Origin of the sequence: Marinobacter sp. SS21 (genome assembly GCF_028369065.1) — a bacterium.
In the GTDB taxonomy this organism is placed as follows: Bacteria; Pseudomonadota; Gammaproteobacteria; order Pseudomonadales; family Oleiphilaceae; genus Marinobacter.
Window position 1 is genome coordinate 203,400 of record NZ_JAQNDA010000001.1, and the last position, 20,388, is coordinate 223,787.

The following is a 20,388-nucleotide window of genomic DNA, read 5'->3' on the forward strand; positions in this document are numbered from 1 at the left end:
AGGACCAAAGGATTATGACTAGCCAACAACATACCGTCGAAAAAATCGGCGGCACGTCGATGAGCAGCTATGAGGCGGTTCGGGACAACATCATCCTGGCCGGCCGCAGTGAACATGAGCTGTACCAGCGTATTTTCGTGGTGTCCGCCTACGGCGGTGTCACCAATGAACTGCTGGAGCACAAGAAAACCGGCGAGCCGGGCGTTTACGCCCTGTTCGCCGATGCCGAGTCGGACTGGGCCTGGGGCGACGACCTGACCAAGTTGGTGCAACTGCTGACCGATCTTAATGGCAAGCTGTTTGACGACCCCATGCTCAAGCAGCAGGCGGATCAGTTCATTACCGACCGCATTGAAGGTGTTCGTGGGTGCCTCATCGACCTGCAGCGACTGTGTTCCTACGGCCAGTTCCAGCTTGAAGAGCACCTGCTGACCGTGCGCGAAATGCTGGCCGGCATTGGCGAGGCCCACAGTGCCTTTAACACCGCCCTGAAGTTGCAACAGGAAGGGGTCAACGCACGTTTTGTTGATCTGACCGGCTGGCGGGATAACGAATTGCTGCCGCTGGACGAGAAGCTGAAGCAGGCCTTCGACTCCGTTGATCTCAGCCGGGAACTGCCCATCGTCACCGGTTACGCCCAGTGCAAGGAAGGGCTGATGCGCACCTTTGACCGGGGCTACAGCGAGATGACCTTCAGCCGGGTGGCGGTGATCACCGAGGCCCGCGAAGCCGTCATCCACAAGGAATACCATCTCAGCTCCGCCGACCCCAACATCGTCGGTGAGGGCAAGGTGGTTCCGCTGGGCCGGACCAACTACGACGTTGCCGACCAGCTGGCCAACCTGGGGATGGAGGCGATCCACCCCCGCGCCGGCAAGGGCTTGCGTCAGAACGAGATCCCGCTGCGGGTGAAGAACACCTTCGAACCGGAGCACACCGGCACCCTGATCACCGGTGACTACGTCAGTGAGAAGCCGCAGGTGGAAATTGTGGCCGGTGCCAAGGGGGTGTTCGCCATCGAAGTGTTCGATCAGGACATGCAGGGCGAGCCGGGGTCGGATCGCAAGATCCTCGACACCCTGAGCCGCTACAAGGTGCGCTTCGTGTCCAAGGACACCAACGCCAACACCATCACCCACTACGTCGACAGCACGCTGAAGCACGTCAAGCGGGTGGTGAAGGCGCTGCAGGAAGAGTTTCCCAATGCGGAAATCAATACCCGCAAGGTGGCGCTGGTGTCGGCCATTGGCTCTGACATGAAGGTGCCCGGCATTCTGGCGCGTTCGGTCAAGGCGTTGGCCGATCGAGAAATCAGCGTACTGGCGATCAACCAGTGCATGCGCCAGGTGGATATCCAGTTTGTGGTCGAGGAGACGGCCTACGAGCAATCGATCGCTGCGCTGCACGGCGCGTTGATCGAACCGCACAATCACGAATACGCCATCGTCGCGGCATAATCGTGGTCACCAGATTACCCGGGGACGGAACCGGTCGCTCCGTTGCCGGGTAATGGAGGGTGTCTTGCCTCCTGATCGGGGCGCCCGGCTTGTCGGGCGTCCCCGGTCAACCTCGCCGGACACCCTGCCTCGCCCGCCTTCCCTGCGCTGTTACCCTCCGATGACGGGTCCAGACCGGTCGGCTTCCGCGCTGCAGGCGTGGTGGCTCGGACAACTCACCAGATGGTCGTTCACCATGCCAGTGGCCTGCATGAAGGCGTAGACAATGGTCGGTCCGACGAAATTAAAGCCAGCCTGTTTCAGGGCCTTGGACATGGCTTCAGCCTGCGGGGTATGCACCGGCACCTGATCCATTCGTTGCCATCGGTTCTGGACCGGGCGGCCATCCACGAAACGCCAGAGAAACTCGCTGAACGACTGGTCCTGCTCGCGAAAGGCCAGAAACGCCCGGGCATTGCGAATGATCGAGTTGACCTTCAGGCGGTTGCGGATGATGCCCGGATCGGCCAGCAGCGCGGCCACCTTATGCTCGTCGTAGCGGACAATACGGTCTGGATCGAAGTCGTCGTAGGCGGCGCGGTAGCTTTCCTGTTTACGCAGGATGGTGATCCAGCTCAGTCCCGCTTGCTGGCCATCCAGGCAGAGTTTCTCGAACAGGGCCTGATCGTCGTACTCCGGGCGCCCCCATACCGTATCGTGGTAATGGACGTAGAGTGGGTCGTCGCCGCACCAGGTGCAGCGCTGTGATTGCTGATCGGTCAATGTGTGTCTTCCATGAGGATGGGGGAATGTTCGAGCCAGTGGAGCCGGTGGTCGCCACTGGGCACGGCCAGCAGGGCGCTCGCATCCGGTGCCCGCAGCACCGAATCGGACGGGATGGCGTGTGGCCCGGCGCGATAGACCACGGCGACGGTGTAGCCGCCAACGGTGCCCAGCGACGCACGCCAGTCGGGTTCCGGACGATCGCCCCGCAGCACCTGGTGCGGCAGTACCGCCAGGGTTTGCAGGTTACCGGCAATGCCGCGGCCGGTGGCCTTGAGCCAGGCTTCCTTGAGGGTCCAGGCGCGTACGAAGTCGGCATCGTCGGCGTTGGTTAACAGCCAGCCCTGTTCCGCGGCGCTGAACCAGCGTCGGACGATTCGCGGCCATTGGCGGTGTTGGTGGCTGGGTTCGATGTCGACACCGACCGGGCCCAGCGCCGACACCGCGCAGGCCGCGAAGCCATGGCTGTGGCTCAACGACAGCGTCCAGCCCGGCGGCGACAGTGAGGCCACCGGTCGGTGGGCGAGCACGCGGCAGTCATCCACCGGATGGTTACTGGCGCCGGACAGGGCCTGACGTATCAGCCAGCGACTGTGGACGAACTCCAGGCGGCCAGTGTGGTGAAAGCTGTACGCCCGCTCCCGTTCGGCGGGGCTGAGCCAGTCCGGCAATTGAGACAGTGGCTGTACCGGCGTCGGTGACAGCCACAGGCTCAGTGCCGGATCAGGGTTGCAATCGCTGGATAAGCCAGCCATCGTCCTGCCTCACATATTCAAACCGGTCGTGCAGCCGGCTGGGCCGGCCCTGCCAGAATTCGATGCGTTGGGGCACCACCCGATAGCCGCCCCAGAACGACGGCAACGGAATCTCACCGCTGCTGAACCGCTGTTTGATCTCGGCCACTTTCTGCTCCAGCAGGCCGCGGGAGGTAATGACCCGGCTTTGTTCCGAGACCCAGGCACCAATCTGGCTGCCCCGGGGGCGGGCGGCAAAATAGCGCAGCGACTCGGCCTTGCTGACTTTCTCCACCCGGCCCTGGATGATGACCTGACGGTTCAGGCCGATCCAGGGGAACAGCAGCGCCGCGTTGGGGTTTTCCTGGATTTCCCGGGCCTTGCGGCTGCCATAATTGGTGTAGAACACAAAGCCCTGATCGTCGAAGTACTTCAGCAGTACGGTACGGAGGTTGGGCTGGCCGTCCCGTCCGCTGGTGGCCAGGGACATGGCGTTGGGTTCCAGGATGCCCGCTTCCTTGGCATCGTGGAACCAGTGCTCGAACTGCCGGGTCGGGCTGTCGTCAAGGTGCTCACGGTCGAGGCCTTCGCTTTCGAAGTCCCGACGCATGTGGCTAATGTCCATTACGGGGTCCTGTCAGGGTTGTGGCGTCAGTGACAGCGCCCGGAAACCAGGCGTGAATCAGACGCTCCTTCAATAGTACGATTGTGTATTCTTTCAGGATTGATAGATCATTGAAACAAATCAACAGTGGGAGTTGGGTGTGACGGAGGCTAGCCAGGGAAAAGCGCTCTATAAGCGGATTTGGTTTTGGGGGTTGGTGCTGGCGGTGGTCTACGCCCTGGCGGGATTCGTGGCGCTGCCCTGGTGGCTGGCCCGCATCGTGCCGGAGCGGGCAGCGCAACATCTGGGCTGGCAAACCCAAGTGGCGGACATCAATGTCAATCCCTTCGCCATGACGGTCGAGGTCATTGGCCTGAACGCGGCCGACGCTGACGCCACGGTGGTGTCGTTCGACCGGTTTGCTGTCGACCTGACGCTGTGGCGACTGGTGACCGGCGTCATCGCCTTCGACAGCATTGAGCTGGAAGAGCCCCATATCCGGCTCGATCTGCTCGACGACCACTCGGTTAATTTTGCCCGCGACTGGCAATCCCACAACCCGCCATCGGCGGCCGCGGAAACCGACGCCGAGCCCGAAGCACCGGGGGCTCCGCCAAAACTGCACGTTACCCGTATCCAGGTGATGGGCGGCGACCTGTTGTTCCGGGATTTCAGCCAGCCTGAGCATGGCCAATTCACCGTCAGTCCGCTGGATTTGACCCTGACCGACCTGGCCACGTTCAGTCGCGACGGTGAAGACAGCCGCTATACCCTGGAAGCGGTGTTGGGTGACCAACGCCTGGCCTGGCAGGGCGAGTTGAGCATCACCCCTCTGTATTCCCGGGGGCATTTAACGCTGGAGAACGTCGGCCATGACACCCTCGCCCATTTCCTCCAGCAGGTGTTCCCTTACCGGTTGTTGGATGGCCGACTGTCATTGGCGTCCGATTACGAACTGGTCGCGGGTGAGACGTTCTCGCTGGTGACCAGCGCTGGCGAGCTGACGCTGTCGGATTTTGCCCTGGCGCTGCCGCAGGCGGAGGACGAAGCGGTGGTGTCCCTGGCCGGGCTAGCGGTGGACAACATCCGCTTCAGCCTGGCGGAGGCTTACGCCGGGGTTGGCACGGTAACGCTGGATGGCTTGGCGGTGACCGCGGAGCGCGACGCGGAGGGATTGCTCAACCTGTTGCAACCCCTGAGCCGGAGCGCCGACCACACCAACGAATCGGCGCCGGAGGCCAATAGCAGCGACGGCGCTGACTTCCAATGGGAGGTGGACACGATCCGGCTCAACGACAGTCAGGTGACTTGGCGAGACGCCCAGTTGGCGACGCCGGCGACCTTGGCCCTGGCCGACGTGCAGTTCGAGCTGGCGCGGCTGAGTCACCGGCTGGCCGAGCCGCTGCCGTATCAGTTCCAGGCCCGGCTGGTCGACGGTGGACGTCTGCACGCCCGTGGTCAGCTCACCTTGCAGCCGTTTAATCTGGAAGCCGGGGTATCCGCCGCCGACGTGGTGCTGGCGCAATTTGAACCTTATGTGCAGAGTGGCGCGGCGCTGGCCATCCGGGACGGTCGGGTAAGTCTGGATGGTGACCTGGATCTGGACGGTCAGCAGGAGCCCATGACCGGCACCTTCAGCGGTCGCGGTGAGGTTAGCGCCCTCGACATTACCCTGCAGGACAGCGACGAGCCGCTGCTGGCCTGGCAGACCCTGCGGCTGGCTCCCATCGAGTACAACCTGGCGCCAGCGCGGCTGGAAATCGGCACCGTGAGCCTGGCGGCTCCCCGCGTTGACCTGACCCGGCTGACCTCCGGCGCCCACAACGTCGAGATGATCGCGACAGCGGCGGACGCGCCGGAAGACGGGGCGACGCCGGAGGATGCGGAATCCGGGTCCGGCCTGGTGTTCCGGATTGGCGAGTTCCAGCTGCAGGACGGCAATCTGGCCTATACCGACCGCACAGTCTCGCCGGTGTTCGCGACCCGCGTCAGCGAGTTGACCGGCTCGGTCACCGGCCTCAGCAATGTGGCGCCCCAACAGGGCACGGTGGCCATTCGTGGCCGGGTCGGCGAGTTCGGCCAGCTGGATTTCACCGGCGCTTTGGGGGCCCTCGGTGGCGACGACAGCAGCGAGCTGAACCTGGCCCTGTCCCAGTTGTCCTTGCCGGTGCTGAGTCCCTATTTTGGCCGTTACCTTGGTTATGGCGTCGATAGCGGCAAGATGGCGCTGGCGCTGGACTACCAGTTCACCGGCAGCCATCTGCGGGCGGAAAACCTGGTCACCTTCGACCAGCTCGAACTGGGTCAGGCGGTCGAGAGCGAGAAGGCCGTCAATGCGCCCATAGCCCTGGGGCTGGCGTTACTGCGGGACAATGATGGCGTCATCGAGATTGATATTCCCGTTGAGGGCGATCTCGACGACCCCCAGTTCCGGGTCAGTCGGGTGGTGATGCGGGCGTTCGTCAACCTGCTGGTTAAGGCCGCCGCCTCGCCGTTCAACATGCTGGGGTCGGTGGCGGAACTGGCGGGTCTGAGTGGTGAAGAACTGGGCCAGGTGCGGTTCGTCCCCGGCGAGGTGGCGCTGGCCGAGGAGGAGACGAAGAAGCTGGCGGCGTTGGCCAACGCCCTCAAGCAGCGTGACAACCTGATGCTCAACGTTCGTGGCGCGGTGTCGCCGGCCCTGGACGGGCTGGCGCTGAAGCAGGCGCGTCTGTACCAGCGTCTGGGCGTGGCGGCGGATGCGCCGCTGGACGCTCAAATCGATGCGCTGGAGGGCGCCTTTGTCGCCGCGCAGGGGCCTGAGGCTCTCGCCGCGCTGCGTTCCGAACACGGTGGCGACAGCCTGGCCGGAGGGCGCTGGCAGGCGCTGTTGCTGACCCGGCTGGCGGCGTCGTCGACGTTGCCACCGGAAACCCTTGGTAACCTGGCGGTGGCCCGGGGTGGCTGGTTACAACGTCAGTTACTGGAGCAGTATGGCATCCCCGCGAGCCAGCTGTTCCTGCGGGACCCGGTGTTGACGGCACCGGCCGACAGTGACGGCCTGGTGACCGTGGAATTCAGCCTCGATGCCCGTTGACGGAGGCCGTTGCCGATGACTATGTCGCCGATCAGCCATTTTTTCGCGTACCTGTCCCGGCTGCGCTGGATCAGGCGCTGGAGCCTGATGCGCAACGCCATCGAGGAGAATGTGGCCACCCACTCCTGGGAGGTGGCCACCCTCGCCCACGCCCTGGCGCTGATTCGTAACCGCCACTTCAACGGCACGGTGGACGCCGACCGGGTGGCGACCGCGGCCCTCTACCACGATGCCATCGAGGTCATCACCGGCGATCTGCCGACCCCGGTCAAGTACCATTCTCCGGTGATGCGGGCGGCGTTCGGCGATATCGAGCACAAGGCCGAAAACGAATTGCTGGCGTTGCTGCCCGACGCGCTACGGGCGGATTTCGCCCCCTATGTCCGGGAGTCGGAATTGCCGTCGGAGGTGAAGGAACTGATCAAGGCGGCGGACCGGCTCTCGGCCTGGTTAAAGTGCCAGGCCGAGATGCGGGCGGGCAACAAGGAGTTTGAGCCCGCCGCGGCGCAGATCTTCCAGCGTCTACAGCACGAAGGCTTGCCGGAGGTGCGCTATTTTCTGGAGGTGTTTGCGCCCAGCTATCAGCGCCCGCTGGATCACCTGCTGGAGTGATACCCAGCGTGCACGGTGATCAGCCGTCGGCCAAGCCGGCGCCGCCCACCAGGCCGCCACGCAGGCCGTCCCGCTTGAGGGTTGCCTGCACCGCGTTCTCCGGGGAGCCCGCCAGCTCCCGGAACATCCCCATGGACCCCAGCAGCGCCGAGGATTCGTAGGGCACGAACACCCGCTCGCCGTCTTTGGCCATGGTGGGCAGCGCCTTGATGTAGCTTTGCCCCAGCAGGTAGCCGATGACGGTCTGCTTGTTGTCTTCGGATTCGCCCATGGCGCTGAGCACCAGGCGGATGGATTCCTGTTCACCCTGGGCTCGCAGGATGGCGGATTCCTTGTCGCCCTGGGCGTTGAGGATGGCAGACTCGCGCTGGCCCTGGGCCATGGCGATCGCCGCCGCCTTCTCACCCTCGGCCTCGGTCACCGTGGCGCGACGCTTGCGCTCGGCGGCCATCTGCAGGCGCATCGCCTCTTCCACTTCCTCCGGCATGCTGATGTCCTGCACTTCCACCCGGGTCAGCTTGACCCCCCACTTGGAGGCGGGCTCCTCCATCTCCGCCTGGATGGCGTTGTTGACCTCACTGCGGGACTCAAACAGCTTGTCCAGCTCCATCTTGCCCACCACCGAGCGCAGGGTGGTCTTGGCCAGTACTTCCACCGCCTGGCTCATGTTGGCCACCTCGTACACCGCGCGCCGGGGGTCGATGATCTGGTAGTAGAGGGCGCCGTTGATGGAAACGGTGACGTTGTCGGTGGTCACCACCGGTTGGCCGGGGAAATCCATCACCGTTTCGCGGCGGTCGATGCGAGTCTCGTCGCTGACCACCGGATGGTAGTCGTCGCCCATTTTGACGTAACGGATCATGGTGATGGGGCGGGGGCGCTCGATGAACGGGATGATGATGTTGACCCCGCTTTCCAGGACCCGTTTAAACGACCCCAGACGCTCGATCACCATGACTTCGGACTGCCGCACGATCACCAGACCCTTGGCGATGATAAAGATGCCAACGGCGACGAAAATGAGGCTGAGGATAAGGGTGGGGCTGATGAAAGATTCCATGTTTACTGCTCCTTGTCGGATTTGACGAGATGGACAATGGCGGTGGTGCCGTCGAAGTGGTCGAACACCACCTCGGTGCCTACCGGTAGTTCGGTGCGGTGGCTGTCGGCCACTTTCAGGCGATAGAAGTCGCCATTGATCTTGACGCCGCAGGCGTTATCGAAATCCCGCTGTAGGGTGCGGAAGTGCTTGCCGGCCTCCACGCCGGTGCCGGTGGTGCCATAGGACACGCCCCGGGGCGAGAACCGCGGACGAATCCAGCGGATGGCGACGGGCACCAGGATGCCGGAGAGCACCCCCATGCCCACCAGCTGCCATTCGAAGCTGGCGCCCATTGCCGCCAGCACCGCGGTCAGCCCGGCGGCGATGCCCAGTGCCAGCAACAGCAGCACGCCGGACGCCAATTCCGCCAGACAGAGGATCAGGGCGAGAATCAGCCAGAAATGCGTAAGGCTCCATTCCATAGCGGGTTTCCATGTTCAGATGAGTCGTGTTGCGATCTGGATTGTACCCAATGCCGCCGCTGGCGTCCCCACCAGCGTTGACCGCCTGACTGGCCGGAGCGCCAGGGTCTGGGTACCGGTAATGCCATTTGCCGGTGAGGCACAGGTGATACAGTAGAACGAGTTTAGAGCAATTGCTTTAACGGGTTGGATTCGCGACGTCAGAATCACGGAGCGCCCGCCAGTGCCGACGATGAAGGCAACAACAAGAGGTCACGGTTTATGAAAGAGTTGAACAACAAGGTTGCAGTGATTACCGGAGCCGGATCGGGCATCGGCCGGGCTTTGGCCAAGAAGCTGGCGCAGAAGGGTTGTCGACTGGCGCTGTCCGACGTCAACGAAAAAGGTTTGCAGGAGACAGTGGCCGAATGCGGCAATGCCGAGGTGAAAACCTACGTACTGGATGTGGCCGACCGTGATGCCATCTACGCCCACGCCGAGGAAGTGGCCAAACAGTTCGGCCAGGTCAACCTGATCATCAACAACGCCGGTGTGGCGCTGTCTGCGTCGGTGCGCGAAATGGCCGATGATGACTTCAAGTGGATCATGGACATTGATTTCTGGGGCGTGGCCCATGGCACCCGAGCGTTTTTGCCGCACCTGATTGCCTCCGGCGATGGTCACGTGGTGAACATTTCCAGTGTCTTCGGGCTGATTGGTGTGCCCAAGCAGAGCGCCTACAATGCGGCCAAGTTTGCCGTTCGCGGTTTCACCGAGGCGCTGCGCCAGGAAATGAAGCTGGAGAATCAGCCGGTGGCGGTGAGCTGCGTGCATCCTGGCGGCATCAAGACCAACATCGCCCAGGCCGCCCGCATGGGCAAATCCGAGAACGCGGCCGCCCAGCGTCAGGGCTTCGACAAGCTGGCCATGACCACCCCGGACAAGGCGGCGGACATCATCATCAAGGGCATTCTGCGCAACGAATCCCGTATCCTGGTCGGTGTCGATGCCTGGGGCATCGACGCCCTGAACCGGGTGCTGGGTGCCGCCTACCAGCCGCTGGTAGCGCGCTTCTCACGCAAGAGCCTGTACAACTAAGCTGCTGTCCAGACCGGTCCGCCGCCCTGACGACGGTATCGTGATGGCGCCCCCTCAAGCCTGGGATTAACCCCGGGTTGAGGGCGTGCGCCTCGCCCAGAACCAGTTCGGTCGGCGGCCGCGGACAACCGGAATCAGGCGGAGTTATGCAGCGGCTCCTTAAGCACTTATACTGACGGTAAGTCAGGGATCGAGCCGCCATGACACTGCCTGAAATCGATACCGTCCATCTCGCCCTTTATCGCCCACCCGCCGGTCCGTGTGGTCGCCGTGGACGCGCTCCCGTTTGCTTGTTTCATCGCGGTTCCATTGTCATGCCCGGGGAGCTGGGGCATGTGTGAACTGCTGGCGATGAGTGCCAACACCCCCACCGATCTGTGTTTCAGTTTTACCGGCCTGACCCGGCGCGGTGGCGACACCGGCCCGCACCGGGATGGCTGGGGCGTTGCCTTCTATGAGGGCAAGGGAGTGCGGGTGTTTCTGGAATCCGGTGCCAGTGCCGAGTCGCGCATCGCCGAGGTGGTGCAGACCCACCCCATCAAGAGTGAAGTGGCGCTGTGCCACATTCGCCAGGCCAACGTCGGCGACGTCTGCCTGGCCAACACTCACCCGTTTGTGCGGGAGCTTTGGGGCCGCTACTGGAGCTTTGCCCATAACGGTCAGCTGCAGGGCTTTCGAGCGCAGCCTGGGGTTTACCAGCCGGTGGGCGATACCGACAGCGAGGCGTTATTCTGTGACCTGTTGAACCGCCTGCGCGACGACGGTGGACCGGACCTGCCTGTGACGGCGTTATCCGATTGCTTGGTCGCCTACGCCACCGGCTATGCCCGCCAGGGGGTGTTGAACCTGCTGCTGAGTAACGGCGACTGGCTGTTCACTTTCTGTTCCACCAAGATGGCCAGCATCACCCGGCGCGCGCCGTTCGGCCCGGCCCGGCTGAAGGATGCCGACGTGACCGTGGACTTTGAGGCGGAAACCACCCCCAATGACATTGTCAGCGTAATCGTCACCGAACCGCTGACCACGGACGAGCAGTGGGACGTTTACACGCCTGGGGAATGGCGGCTGTGGCGGCAGGGAGAAGTGAAGCTGCGCGGTCGAGTCCAGGTTCCGGCCCAGTCCGACTGTTCCGGTGGTGTCAGTCAGCGCACGCTTTGACCCGTATCGATTTCCGATATTCCGAGGGCGCCACCCCGGTTTGATTCCGAAACGCCCGGGCAAAGTTGGCAGCGTCTTTATACCCCAATTCGTGGGCTACCTGACTAATGTTGAGCGGGGTATTGGCCAACAGATGTCTGGCACGGATAAGGAAGGTGTCATTGACAATTTCCCGGAAACTGGTGCCTTCCTTTTCCAGGAAGCGGTGTAGCGAACGTACACTCATAAACAGCTCAGAGGCAATGTCTTCCTGTGTGATCGGGTGTTCACCCTGATAATGCAGCAGGCGGGACTGAATGCTGGTGCTGAGACTGCGATCCCGCATCGGCAGCTGATCCATCAGCGCCTCACATTGCTTGACGCTCATGCTAAAGGTTCCCGAATTGGCAAGGGCCAGTCTTTGATTCAAGGCGTCCGAAGCTATGGAAATTCGGTTATGGGTGCACAGCGGTTTGACATCAATCTGCTTGTTACTCAGAAATTCCTCAAAATAGGGTTCGCACTTGTTTTTGATTTCCAGTCGGATCTGCGGTACTTCGTCCAGCAGGAGCGTTGCCATGGTATGGAAACTGGCCAACGCAATTTCCAGAAGTGCTTGCCCGGCGATGGCGGAGATGGGGTAGGTGATGTCCAGCCGGAGTAGTGAGAGTGGCGGCTTGTCTTCGATTTGCGCGCCCAGTACGGGCAACACAATCGGCATATATTGACAGGCGATGCGCAACGCATCCCGAACAGTGGGACTGCTCAAGGCGGCATAGCCGACAATGCCGAATGAACTCAGGTTCAGGCGATAACCATAGTCCAGGGTGAACCCGGGGCGGCAATTCCTGACAATGTTCTCCATCAAGGCTTCTAGCTGACGGATGCTGACCCGGTAACTTTCCAAAGACAGCGCCGCTTCAGGGATCTCGGTGCCGTGCATGAGCACGTCGATGTCCACGCCTTCTTTCCGCGCCAGCTCCACCAGCTGGGGAAGGTATCTGAAGTCATAAACTTTTTCATCGAAGCCAAATTGAAACATCGGTCAATAATACTACGGTCTACCCAGCTCGGTAAGCCTCTTGCCTGTTTTCCGCCAACCAGACGCCGCCCTGCCTAAGTATCCGTCCAGAAATGACTGGTAATTGGCGAGAATCAACCTGAGATTTTGTCTCGTTACCTGAAGAATGGGTGGGTTCAGGCATTGCGCCAGCTATTTCTGCAACTATTTTTATTATGGCGAGTTCCCACAAATCTGGAGCTGCGAGGTGACGTATGATCTCCCGGGTATTTAAAGCTAACAGGCAAGCATCCAGCACCGATACCGAGCTGACGCAGCGCAAGGTTTCTTTCGATTTCGGTCAGTCCCCCCTGCACTGGATCCCTGGCGATCCGTACAGCAGTCACCTTATCAGTGCGATTCATACGTTGCTGCCCATTCCAGAGCTGTACTTTTGCCGTATCTACAACAAGGCGCTGCCGTACATCAGCGATGAGCGGCTGCGCGAAGATGTTAAAGGCTTTATCCGGCAAGAAGCGGTACATTCACGAGCCCACAGCGTTGGCATCAGGGACTATCTGGAAAGGCATGGCATGGAAGTGGCCACTGTCACACAAAAGATTGAATGGATGTGCGATGCCCTGTTGGGCGAAAAGCCCTTTGGGCGAACTGTCCCCAAAGTGCTTGAGAAACGCTGGCTGGTGTTGCGGCTCGGTATGATTGCGGCGTTGGAGCACTTTACCTGTGTGCTGGGCGCCTATGCATTATCGAACCAGGCTTGGGATCGTTCGGGCGCAGATGCCACCATTCTCGACATACTGCGCTGGCATGGCGCTGAAGAGGTTGAGCATCGCAGTGTGGCGTTCGATGTCTACCGGCACCTGGGCGGAAATTACCCAGCACGCTATCTGCAACAGTTGGTCGCCTTGCCGCTGGTATTTGGACTTTGGAGCTTCGGTGGTTCACATTTGATGCAGCAGGATCCGGTTTTGGCTGCAGAAAAACCGCACTTGTATCGACCGTATTTTTGGCGCAGCTGGTATAAGCAGGCCAGGGAAACCGGGCATTTGCCTCCTATGAGCTGGTTGTTGGTGCAATCGGCCCGTTATTTCTCTCCCTGGTATGACCCGGCCAAGGAAGCCGATACGGCCGTGGCGCAAGCTTATTTGGCGACCTCACCGGCGGCACAGCGGGCGGAAGCGGAAAGCGCCGTTCTGGCTCACTGATGGTGGCGGATCACGGCCCATCTTCGAGAAATCAATCACCGACGAAGCACAAGTTATGCAGAAAATAGCGAACTTTACCTCAGCCGAACTGGAGCGCTTCAAAGAAGTGCAACAGCTGGCCTATGAATGCGTACAGGCCATCGAGCTACAACTCGTTGAAGGCATGACCGAAAAAGAGGCCGCTGGCCTGATCAAGGCCTATTTGGACGAGCGTGGCGTCGACAGCTACCTGCACAAACCATTTGCCTGGTTTGGCGACCGTACTGCGTTTACCGGGTTTTGGTCGGATTTCCACTTTTTTCCGACCGACCGTAAGCTGGAATCGGGTATGCCGGTCATTCTGGATGTCGCGCCGACCTGCGGGGGCTACACGGCGGATATTGGCTATTCGTTTTCCTTTGGCAAGGTCAATCCCGAATTGGATCGGATGCGGCAGACGCTGCTGGAAATTCGCTCCTATATTCTGGAAGCCGTTCTGGCCGGAGAAACCTTTAAGCAGGTGTATCTGGGTGTTGATGAAATCATCGCCGAGGCCGGTTTCCGCAATGCCCATCAGGTGTATCCGCGGCGAGTGCTGGGACACCGTGTGATCAAGACTCGCAATACACGCTATGACAATCTGTCGCTGTTTGGCTTCAGCGCCCGCCAGTTGCAATGGTTGGTTCCCGGCGTGCTGCAGGGCCTCGTGCGCCAGCCGTCCCCATTGTGGAATGACCGCAAGGAGTCCGATCATCCGCCGCTGCCGGGTACTTGGGCCATTGAGCCCCATCTCGCTAGTCAGGATGGTCAGGTGGGCGCCAAGTGGGAGGAAATTCTGGTGATCACCGAGGACACCGCGTACTGGTTGGACGAGGGTGTTCCCCACAACGCCCAGTCAGTTGCATCCAATCAGCAAACGGTCGCGGTCTAAGGGAAGGGTTGTATGCGTGAACTGATGGTTAATCGCCTCGATGTTGAACTGTACGTCCAGGTGCACGGTGACGAAAACAAGCCAACGATTCTGTTTCTTCATGGTTTTCCCGACTGCCACAGAACCTGGGAAAATCAGGTCAGAGTCCTGAAGAAAGACTATCAGGTGGTCACGTTTGATATGCGGGGGGTTGGTAAATCCACCTGGTCGGCTCGCCGTGACGCCTACCTGATTGAGCACCTGCTGGCGGATATCGAAGCAGTGATCAATGCGGTGGTTGGCGGGTCCGGCCAGGTTCATCTGGTTGCCCACGACTGGGGCTCCGTGATTGGCTGGTCGTTTATCAGCGACGCCAAGTACGCGTCCAGGGTGCTCTCCTACACCTCGATGTCCGGCCCCCATCTGCGGCTTATGCTGGACTGGATGCGTCGTAACCTGTTGACGGGTGAGCCCAGGCGGATGGCGAAGGCGCTGCGCCAGGCCATGCTTTCCTGGTATGTCTATCTGTTTAACCTGCCGATGTTGCCCGAATTCGTGATCAAGCGGTTCGGGCGCCCGATCTGGCGTACCGCGTTGAGTATCAATGGAATCGACAAAGCGGATGACTACTTGAATGCCAGCCAGCCGGAAGTGGAGAGCCTTTGTCTCAACTCCATCAATCTTTATCGGCAGAATGTCAGGCGGCCTCCGGAATTGCCGGCGCCGAACAGCATCAACATACCGGTGCAGTTACTGATCGCGGATGGTGACATGTTCATTTCGGATGAGCTGTTCGAGTTCTATGGTGAGTACGTAGCCGACCTGCAGTGCCATGGAATCAAGGGTAAGCATTGGGCTCACCACGGCCACCCGCAAGACTTCAATCGCTACGTCAAACAATTTGTTAACCAGGTCGAAGGCCGGAAGAGGATTAACTAATGGACAATATGAACCACAAAATCATCCTGATTACTGGAGCCGGCAGCGGTATTGGTCGTGAAACCGCCCTCGAATTTGCACGCCATGGGGCCTACATCATTCTGGTTGATATCAACCGGGACGGCTTGGAGGAATCTGCCCGCCTGATCGCTCAGGAGGGGGGCGAGAGTGAGATTCACGAGTGTGACGTTAGCTCGCGGGAAGCCATGAGCCGGCTTGCAGAGACGGTGAATAGTCGTCATAAGGCGTTGGATGTGTTGATCAATAACGCCGGTATTGGCTCCGCAGGCCGTTTTCTGGGAACCAGCCTGGATACCTGGGAGAAGGTGCTGGATGTGAACCTGATGGGCGTTGTTCACGGTTGCCATTTCTTTGCGCCGCAAATGGTCGAAAAAGGCAATGGAGGTTCCATCGTCAACGTCGCCTCGGCGTTGGCCTTTGCCGGTACCAAGGAGATGCCGGTCTATGCCGCGTCCAAGTTCGCGGTGCTCGGGTTCAGCGAATCCCTGCGCGCCGACCTGGCCGAGTATGGTCTCCATGTTGCGACCATTTGCCCGGGGATCATCAACACGGCGATCGTCGGTAACACGGTTTTTGAAGGTGAATTGGCGAGCGGCGACCGCGCTCAAAAGAGTGCAACCAGCCTTTACCAACGTCGAAACTACCCCCCGCAAAAAGTCGCAAAGGCCATTTTTGGCGCGGTGGTTAAACGCAAATCGGTGGTGCCGGTCTCGCCGGAAGCCTGGATGCTGTACTACGGTAAGCGATTGGCGCCATCGCTGATTGAACGTCTTGTGCGGTTGGACGCGCCAATCTGAGGGGACAGCCTCCCCGTTTTTCTCTCGCCTCAGTTGTAAACAGCGTTAATCAGAGGCTCCTTAAGGCCTTGGGCTCCGTCAATCCGTTCTGGAAGACAATGACCTCTGGAGCCCTCACCATAGGACGAGCGAAAGGTGGTTGGCCTGGTCACCGATTACCGTCGCTAAGCCGGTAACGCAGTCCTCGGCGGTTCCGGAATTTGGTTTGCGCAGCAACAAAAAGGGGACGGCAGTGCCGTCCCCAGTTCTCGTGTGCCAGTTGAGATTGTACCCGCTCAGTTCAGAGCGCGGCGGTTGCCTTTACGGTATTCCGGTGCGATGTGCTCGCTGACCTGGGCCTTGAAATCCTCGATCAACTGACTATTGTCGTGATCCCAGGGGTGGAAGCCCGGCTTGAAGTATTCCAACCAGGTTGGGACCAGGCTGGAGAAAGCACCGTTCTTACCCCACATGCGCCACAGGCCCTTGCCGGCGTCCTTGAAGCTGAACTGCTTGCGGTCTTTCAACATCATCTGGGAGGTAAAGGCGCTGGCTACCACACCCAGGGCCGCGGTAACGAAGACCAGGTAGAAGGCGCGCTCGGCGTAACTGCCGCCAACTTGCTGGAACACGTCGAAGGTGACCCCCTTGTGCTCGGTTTCCTCGATCGCGTGCCAGACCCAGATGGTGCGCATGGACTCATGCATGTCGTCACGGATGTCGTCCCGCTCCAGCAGCATGTCCGCCATCATGGCGGTCAGGTGTTCCAGACCGCAGGTGATGGCCAGCTGGTGGCGCTTGGGCAGCTTCTTGGCAATGCCGAGGATCACACTCAGCTGCTTTTCCAATGCCTCAACCGGCATCCCCTGGTCGCGGACGTGCTGGTTCATGCTAATGTGTTCCAGGGAGTGCATCGCTTCCTGGCCGATAAAACCGCGTACCTCTTCCTTCATCTTGGGATCGGTGATCTGATCGCGGTAGTAGCGTACGGAATCGACAAAGAACTGTTCGCCCTGGGGGAACAGCACCGACAACGCATTCATGGTGTGGCTGAGGATATAGCTGTTGTCGAGCCAGTAACGGGGGGTTTTGGCGTCAAATTCGAAGCCCATACGCTGGGGCTTGATGCTCACGTTGCCCGGAGTACGGGTCTTGGTGTTATTGGAGCGGCTTGTTGTCAGCATTATTGATACTCCCGGTGCTTATAGATTTTATTGGTGCTGAGTTCTGAGTGCTGTCGTTATGGAACCAGTGTCTATCAGTCAATCCAATCGATGAAGGCGAGAACGGGACGTCGGTCGTGGAGGATGGGCCATGGCGTCGGAAGGTGACGGATCGGAAGTTGACTAAGTTGACAACCGCAACTGGCGGTTCGGCCACGGTGCTGGGGGGTATGGCTTCGTGGTAGCATCCTTAGTCAACGGCTTTCGATCCTCCGTTTGAGCCCTGCGTGCAGCGGCTGAGAGCCGCCCGATCATTACTAAAGGACGTGTCATGGCAACCACTAGCCCTGAAAAAGAACGCCAGATGCTGGGCCTGTTCCTGGTTCCGGGGGTGTATATGCGCGTGCTGGCGGAGACCGTCAGTAAGCTGGGCCATAATGAACGCCAGTTGTTCGAGGGTCTCAATTTCACCGCCGAAGACCTGAAGGCCAACGACAGCCGGGTATTTGTAACCGACGCCATCATGATGGCAGAGCGGGCGCTGAAGCTGGCCGGCCACCAGGGGCTGAGTTTCATGCTGGCGCGGGAGCTGCGGCTCACCGTCCACGGCACGCTGGGGTTCGCCGCCCTGACCAGCTCCACTCTGGCGGAGGCACTCGATTCCGTCCGTCGCTACCTGCAGCTGCGGGCGCCGTTCGTCAGCATGGGAATGAATCTCACCAGCGACCGGGCCATCGTGACGCTCAAGGCCGAGTTCGACGTGCCCCATCTGTATCATTTCCTGGCGGAAACCGTCGCCACTATGTTGCTGATGCTCACCGATCAGCTGATTGACCGCAAAAGCGCCGCCGAGCTGGGATTTGAGCTGGCTGACGGAAAACTGGAATGCATCGAGGTGCACCTGACTGGCCCGGAGCCGGAGTATTTCCGCAAATTTGCGGATCAGATCCCGGTCACCGTCATGTACGACCAGAAGGCCGAAATGATCGTGTTTCCCAAGGCGTTGCTGCAGGCCCGCATGCGCCTGGCCGACGCCGATGCCTCCAAGATGGCCCGTGACCAGTGCGAGTTCGAACTGCAGAAGGCGCTCAAGGATCAGGGCGACATCACCTTCGCCATCCGCAATATGCTGCATGTGATGCCCGGCCCGCTGCCATCACTGGAAGCCATGGCCGAGCGCTTTTGCGTGTCGTCCCGTACCCTGAAACGCCGGCTCGCGGAGAAGGACACCACCTACCGCGAGGTGGTGGAATCGGTGCTCAAGGACCGCGCCATCCAGCTGCTGCGGTACACCAATCAGTCGATCAGCGAAATCGCCTACGAACTGGGTTATGCCGATCTGTCCAACTTCAGTCGCGCCTTTCGCAAGTGGACCGGCAAGTCGGCGAGTGAATTCCGCGAGGACGGTCCGGATCCGGCGCCGGAAATGGGGCCCTGACATCGGCCCACAGCGTCTGGCCCACAGCGGCTCACCATCATTCCCCTTCGGTATCCGCCGAAGGGCGGCCATCACAAAGAGGACGTGGCATGCAGCAAACAGATACCCACAGCAAGCTGTTTGGTTACCTGTTGTGGATTTTTGGCTTTCTCGGTGCGCACCGGTTCTACTACGGTAAGCCGGTCACCGGCACGATCTGGTTCTTTACCCTGGGGCTGTTCCTGATTGGCTGGATCGTTGACCTGTTCCTGATCCCCAGCATGGATCGTCAGGCCGATTTGCGCTTCCGCAGCGGCGCCACCAGCTACAACGTCAGCTGGCTGCTGCTGACCTTCCTGGGGGTGTTCGGTGTCCACCGTATGTATCTGGGCAAATGGATCACCGGTATCCTCTATCTGTTTACCGGCGGATTTTTCCTGATCGGGGTGCTGTACGACTTTTGGACCCTGAACGACCAGGTGTCGGTCAAGAACGCGGCCGGAGACGGCTGGTAACCCTTGCCCCGGCCCCCCGGATTACCGGGGGGACATGGCTGCCGCCTGTTCCAGTTCGGCCAGGCCATCCTCCAGATAGTCCAGCAACCGCTGCAGGCTCGGCAATGTCCGCCGGCAGCCAATCAGCCCGAATTCGATCTGGTCGCAATAGCTGGTCAGTGTCATGTTCAACGCCATCCGGTCCATGGCAATGGAGACGGGATACATCCCTTCCAGTTTCGCGCCGTTCCAGTAACAGGGTTCGGCGGGCCCCGGCACGTTGGAAATCACCACGTTAAAGGTCTGCCACTTGGGGGCCAGTCCGGTGAGCAGGTGGAAGCCGGCAGGGGCCAGGGTCAGCGCGGTGTAATTCATGATCTCCTCACTGGACATGCTGGCGTAGCGCTGCTTGGCGGCATGGACCTCATCGTGGATGTGGCGCAGCCGCTGGTCGGGGGCCGCCAGATGGGTGCCCAGCGAGGCCAGAATCATGCCCACCTGATTACCCTCGGTGCTGTCATCCTTGCGTAGCGATACCGGTACCATGGCCACCAGTGGCTTGTCGGGCAACGCATCCTGGTTCATCAGGTAGGTCCGCAGGGCGCTGGCGCACATCGCCATGACCACGTCGTTGACGGTGGCCCCGAAGGCCGCGCCGACGTCCTTGATGCGTTGCAGGCAGTAGGACTGCGCCGCAAATCGGCGGGAGCCGGTGACTTTCTGGTTGAGCACGCACTTAGGGGCGCGGAACAGGGAGTCGTACTCCGGGTTCTTGCGTGCCTCGTTGACCGTACGCAGTAGCTCCCGCGCCACCGTGGGCACGGTGCCGAGCTGGCGACCGGACCCACCCAGCAGCTGACTCAGGCTGTTGACCACCGACGGTCGCTGGCGGTGTGCCCGCGTGCGTGGCGGCAAGGCCCAGATCGGCGGCATATTGCGGTCGTCAGGGTCGTTTGACAGCATCCGCTGGGCCATGCGCATGGCCGAGACGCCGTCCACCAGGGAGTGGTGGATCTTGCTGTAGACCGCAAACTGACGGTCCTGCAGCCCTTCGATCAGATGAAATTCCCACAGCGGCCGTTCGCGGTCCATCTGGTGACTGTGTTCGGCGGAGACAAACGCCAGCAGTTCGCGGATCCGTCCCGGCGTTGGTAGCGCCTCGAAGCGGAAGTGGTGCTCAAGATCCAGTTGGGTGTCCTCGGTCCAGTAGCTCTGGCCGAGGCGAGTGGTCAGGCGCTGATCGAAGGGCGGGGTGACCTGGGTCTGTTGGCGCAGCTGGTCGGCCAGCTGCGCCACGTAGTCGTCTGGCGCGTCGTCGGGGAAGGAAAACAGTTGCAGTCCGCCCACGTGCATCGGTTGCTGGCGTTTCTCCAGCCATAGGAACAGCTGGTCTGCCGGGCTGAGCAGTTTCAATGTCATATCCTTATTGATGGTTATTATCGGGAGCCGTGGGCTAGTGAATCGTCTCTGCGCGATCCGG

Annotated in this window: 19 protein-coding genes; 11 read left to right on the top strand and 8 right to left on the bottom strand. The window is 60.7% G+C overall.

Going from position 1 to position 20,388, the window contains the following annotated elements; genetic code table 11:
- Nucleotides 1-14 precede the first annotated feature (14 nt).
- A complete protein-coding gene (locus N6L25_RS00920; protein WP_271977110.1) occupies nt 15-1,457 on the top strand; it encodes an aspartate kinase in 1,443 nt (480 codons plus the stop codon).
- Nucleotides 1,458-1,607: 150 nt separating this feature from the next.
- Here N6L25_RS00920 and N6L25_RS00925 read toward each other — a convergent pair whose 3' ends face one another.
- Genes N6L25_RS00925 through pdxH form a run of 3 tightly spaced genes read right to left on the bottom strand, consistent with a single transcriptional unit; the run spans nt 1,608 to nt 3,578 of the window.
- On the bottom strand, nt 1,608-2,219 hold the full coding sequence (locus tag N6L25_RS00925; RefSeq protein ID WP_271977111.1) for a DNA-3-methyladenine glycosylase I: 612 nt from the start codon (nt 2,217-2,219) through the stop codon (nt 1,608-1,610).
- Complete coding sequence (locus N6L25_RS00930; protein WP_271977112.1) at nt 2,216-2,974, bottom strand: 4'-phosphopantetheinyl transferase family protein; 759 nt, start codon at nt 2,972-2,974, stop codon at nt 2,216-2,218. Before N6L25_RS00930 ends, N6L25_RS00925 begins: the two co-directional genes overlap by 4 nt.
- Nucleotides 2,943-3,578 (bottom strand): pyridoxamine 5'-phosphate oxidase, encoded by a 636-nt coding sequence (gene pdxH / locus N6L25_RS00935; RefSeq protein WP_271977114.1) that lies wholly within the window; start codon nt 3,576-3,578, stop codon nt 2,943-2,945. Before pdxH ends, N6L25_RS00930 begins: the two co-directional genes overlap by 32 nt.
- A gap of 139 nt (nt 3,579-3,717) precedes the next feature.
- Here pdxH and N6L25_RS00940 point away from each other — a divergent pair, with 139 nt between their 5' ends.
- Nucleotides 3,718-6,633, top strand: coding sequence for a DUF748 domain-containing protein (locus N6L25_RS00940; RefSeq protein WP_271977115.1), 2,916 nt, complete (start codon nt 3,718-3,720; stop codon nt 6,631-6,633).
- A gap of 15 nt (nt 6,634-6,648) precedes the next feature.
- A complete protein-coding gene (gene yfbR / locus N6L25_RS00945; protein WP_271977117.1) occupies nt 6,649-7,245 on the top strand; it encodes a 5'-deoxynucleotidase in 597 nt (198 codons plus the stop codon).
- A 19-nt stretch (nt 7,246-7,264) separates the two neighbouring features.
- Here the strand turns inward: yfbR and N6L25_RS00950 are convergent, their stop codons facing one another.
- Nucleotides 7,265-8,305, bottom strand: coding sequence for an SPFH domain-containing protein (locus N6L25_RS00950; RefSeq protein ID WP_271977118.1), 1,041 nt, complete (start codon nt 8,303-8,305; stop codon nt 7,265-7,267).
- A 2-nt stretch (nt 8,306-8,307) separates the two neighbouring features.
- Complete coding sequence (locus N6L25_RS00955) at nt 8,308-8,769, bottom strand: NfeD family protein (RefSeq protein ID WP_271977119.1); 462 nt, start codon at nt 8,767-8,769, stop codon at nt 8,308-8,310.
- Nucleotides 8,770-9,030: 261 nt separating this feature from the next.
- On the opposite strand from N6L25_RS00955, the gene N6L25_RS00960 reads away from it, so the two are divergent.
- Nucleotides 9,031-9,846 carry an SDR family NAD(P)-dependent oxidoreductase gene (locus tag N6L25_RS00960; protein WP_271977121.1) on the top strand — a complete coding sequence of 272 codons (816 nt, stop codon included), beginning with the start codon at nt 9,031-9,033 and terminating at the stop codon, nt 9,844-9,846.
- A gap of 333 nt (nt 9,847-10,179) precedes the next feature.
- Nucleotides 10,180-11,004: a class II glutamine amidotransferase gene (locus N6L25_RS00965; protein ID WP_271977122.1), complete on the top strand. Its 825-nt coding sequence runs from the start codon at nt 10,180-10,182 to the stop codon at nt 11,002-11,004.
- On the opposite strand, the gene N6L25_RS00970 is transcribed toward N6L25_RS00965, so the two are convergent.
- On the bottom strand, nt 10,985-12,025 hold the full coding sequence (locus N6L25_RS00970; RefSeq protein ID WP_271977125.1) for an AraC family transcriptional regulator: 1,041 nt from the start codon (nt 12,023-12,025) through the stop codon (nt 10,985-10,987). The genes N6L25_RS00965 and N6L25_RS00970 overlap by 20 nt on opposite strands.
- 233 nt (nt 12,026-12,258) lie before the next feature.
- Between N6L25_RS00970 and N6L25_RS00975 the strand changes: the two genes are divergently transcribed.
- The 4 genes from N6L25_RS00975 to N6L25_RS00990 are packed head-to-tail and all read left to right on the top strand — an operon-like array spanning nt 12,259 to nt 15,855.
- Nucleotides 12,259-13,209, top strand: coding sequence for a metal-dependent hydrolase (locus N6L25_RS00975; protein ID WP_271977127.1), 951 nt, complete (start codon nt 12,259-12,261; stop codon nt 13,207-13,209).
- A gap of 55 nt (nt 13,210-13,264) precedes the next feature.
- The gene (locus N6L25_RS00980; RefSeq protein WP_271977129.1) at nt 13,265-14,119 is read left to right on the top strand and encodes a M24 family metallopeptidase; all 855 of its coding nucleotides are present in this window, start codon (nt 13,265-13,267) and stop codon (nt 14,117-14,119) included.
- Nucleotides 14,120-14,131: 12 nt separating this feature from the next.
- Complete coding sequence (locus N6L25_RS00985; RefSeq protein ID WP_271977131.1) at nt 14,132-15,037, top strand: alpha/beta fold hydrolase; 906 nt, start codon at nt 14,132-14,134, stop codon at nt 15,035-15,037.
- Complete coding sequence (locus tag N6L25_RS00990) at nt 15,037-15,855, top strand: SDR family NAD(P)-dependent oxidoreductase (protein ID WP_271977132.1); 819 nt, start codon at nt 15,037-15,039, stop codon at nt 15,853-15,855. The genes N6L25_RS00985 and N6L25_RS00990 overlap by 1 nt, the downstream gene beginning before the upstream one ends.
- Before the next feature lie 275 nt (nt 15,856-16,130).
- On the opposite strand, the gene N6L25_RS00995 is transcribed toward N6L25_RS00990, so the two are convergent.
- On the bottom strand, nt 16,131-17,018 hold the full coding sequence (locus tag N6L25_RS00995; protein WP_271977134.1) for a metal-dependent hydrolase: 888 nt from the start codon (nt 17,016-17,018) through the stop codon (nt 16,131-16,133).
- A 310-nt stretch (nt 17,019-17,328) separates the two neighbouring features.
- On the opposite strand from N6L25_RS00995, the gene N6L25_RS01000 reads away from it, so the two are divergent.
- Together N6L25_RS01000 and N6L25_RS01005 are read left to right on the top strand one after the other, a co-directional pair.
- On the top strand, nt 17,329-18,435 hold the full coding sequence (locus N6L25_RS01000; protein WP_271977135.1) for an AraC family transcriptional regulator: 1,107 nt from the start codon (nt 17,329-17,331) through the stop codon (nt 18,433-18,435).
- An 89-nt stretch (nt 18,436-18,524) separates the two neighbouring features.
- Entirely contained in the window at nt 18,525-18,929 is a 405-nt protein-coding gene (locus tag N6L25_RS01005) for an NINE protein (protein ID WP_271977138.1), read from the top strand.
- 21 nt (nt 18,930-18,950) lie between these two features.
- Here N6L25_RS01005 and N6L25_RS01010 read toward each other — a convergent pair whose 3' ends face one another.
- Complete coding sequence (locus N6L25_RS01010) at nt 18,951-20,321, bottom strand: WS/DGAT/MGAT family O-acyltransferase (protein ID WP_271977140.1); 1,371 nt, start codon at nt 20,319-20,321, stop codon at nt 18,951-18,953.
- Nucleotides 20,322-20,388: the final 67 nt, after the last annotated feature.

What these genes read in the sequence shown, in the direction of transcription:
- N6L25_RS00920 (WP_271977110.1), top strand. Translation starts at nt 15, where the DNA reads ATGACTAGCCAACAACATACCGTCGAAAAAATCGGCGGCACGTCGATG.
- N6L25_RS00930 (WP_271977112.1), bottom strand. Translation starts at nt 2,974, where the DNA reads ATGGCTGGCTTATCCAGCGATTGCAACCCTGATCCGGCACTGAGCCTG.
- pdxH (WP_271977114.1), bottom strand. Translation starts at nt 3,578, where the DNA reads ATGGACATTAGCCACATGCGTCGGGACTTCGAAAGCGAAGGCCTCGAC.
- yfbR (WP_271977117.1), top strand. Translation starts at nt 6,649, where the DNA reads ATGACTATGTCGCCGATCAGCCATTTTTTCGCGTACCTGTCCCGGCTG.
- N6L25_RS00950 (WP_271977118.1), bottom strand. Translation starts at nt 8,305, where the DNA reads ATGGAATCTTTCATCAGCCCCACCCTTATCCTCAGCCTCATTTTCGTC.
- N6L25_RS00955 (WP_271977119.1), bottom strand. Translation starts at nt 8,769, where the DNA reads ATGGAATGGAGCCTTACGCATTTCTGGCTGATTCTCGCCCTGATCCTC.
- N6L25_RS00960 (WP_271977121.1), top strand. Translation starts at nt 9,031, where the DNA reads ATGAAAGAGTTGAACAACAAGGTTGCAGTGATTACCGGAGCCGGATCG.
- N6L25_RS00965 (WP_271977122.1), top strand. Translation starts at nt 10,180, where the DNA reads ATGTGTGAACTGCTGGCGATGAGTGCCAACACCCCCACCGATCTGTGT.
- N6L25_RS00970 (WP_271977125.1), bottom strand. Translation starts at nt 12,025, where the DNA reads ATGTTTCAATTTGGCTTCGATGAAAAAGTTTATGACTTCAGATACCTT.
- N6L25_RS00975 (WP_271977127.1), top strand. Translation starts at nt 12,259, where the DNA reads ATGATCTCCCGGGTATTTAAAGCTAACAGGCAAGCATCCAGCACCGAT.
- N6L25_RS00980 (WP_271977129.1), top strand. Translation starts at nt 13,265, where the DNA reads ATGCAGAAAATAGCGAACTTTACCTCAGCCGAACTGGAGCGCTTCAAA.
- N6L25_RS00985 (WP_271977131.1), top strand. Translation starts at nt 14,132, where the DNA reads ATGCGTGAACTGATGGTTAATCGCCTCGATGTTGAACTGTACGTCCAG.
- N6L25_RS00990 (WP_271977132.1), top strand. Translation starts at nt 15,037, where the DNA reads ATGGACAATATGAACCACAAAATCATCCTGATTACTGGAGCCGGCAGC.
- N6L25_RS00995 (WP_271977134.1), bottom strand. Translation starts at nt 17,018, where the DNA reads ATGCTGACAACAAGCCGCTCCAATAACACCAAGACCCGTACTCCGGGC.
- N6L25_RS01000 (WP_271977135.1), top strand. Translation starts at nt 17,329, where the DNA reads ATGGCAACCACTAGCCCTGAAAAAGAACGCCAGATGCTGGGCCTGTTC.
- N6L25_RS01005 (WP_271977138.1), top strand. Translation starts at nt 18,525, where the DNA reads ATGCAGCAAACAGATACCCACAGCAAGCTGTTTGGTTACCTGTTGTGG.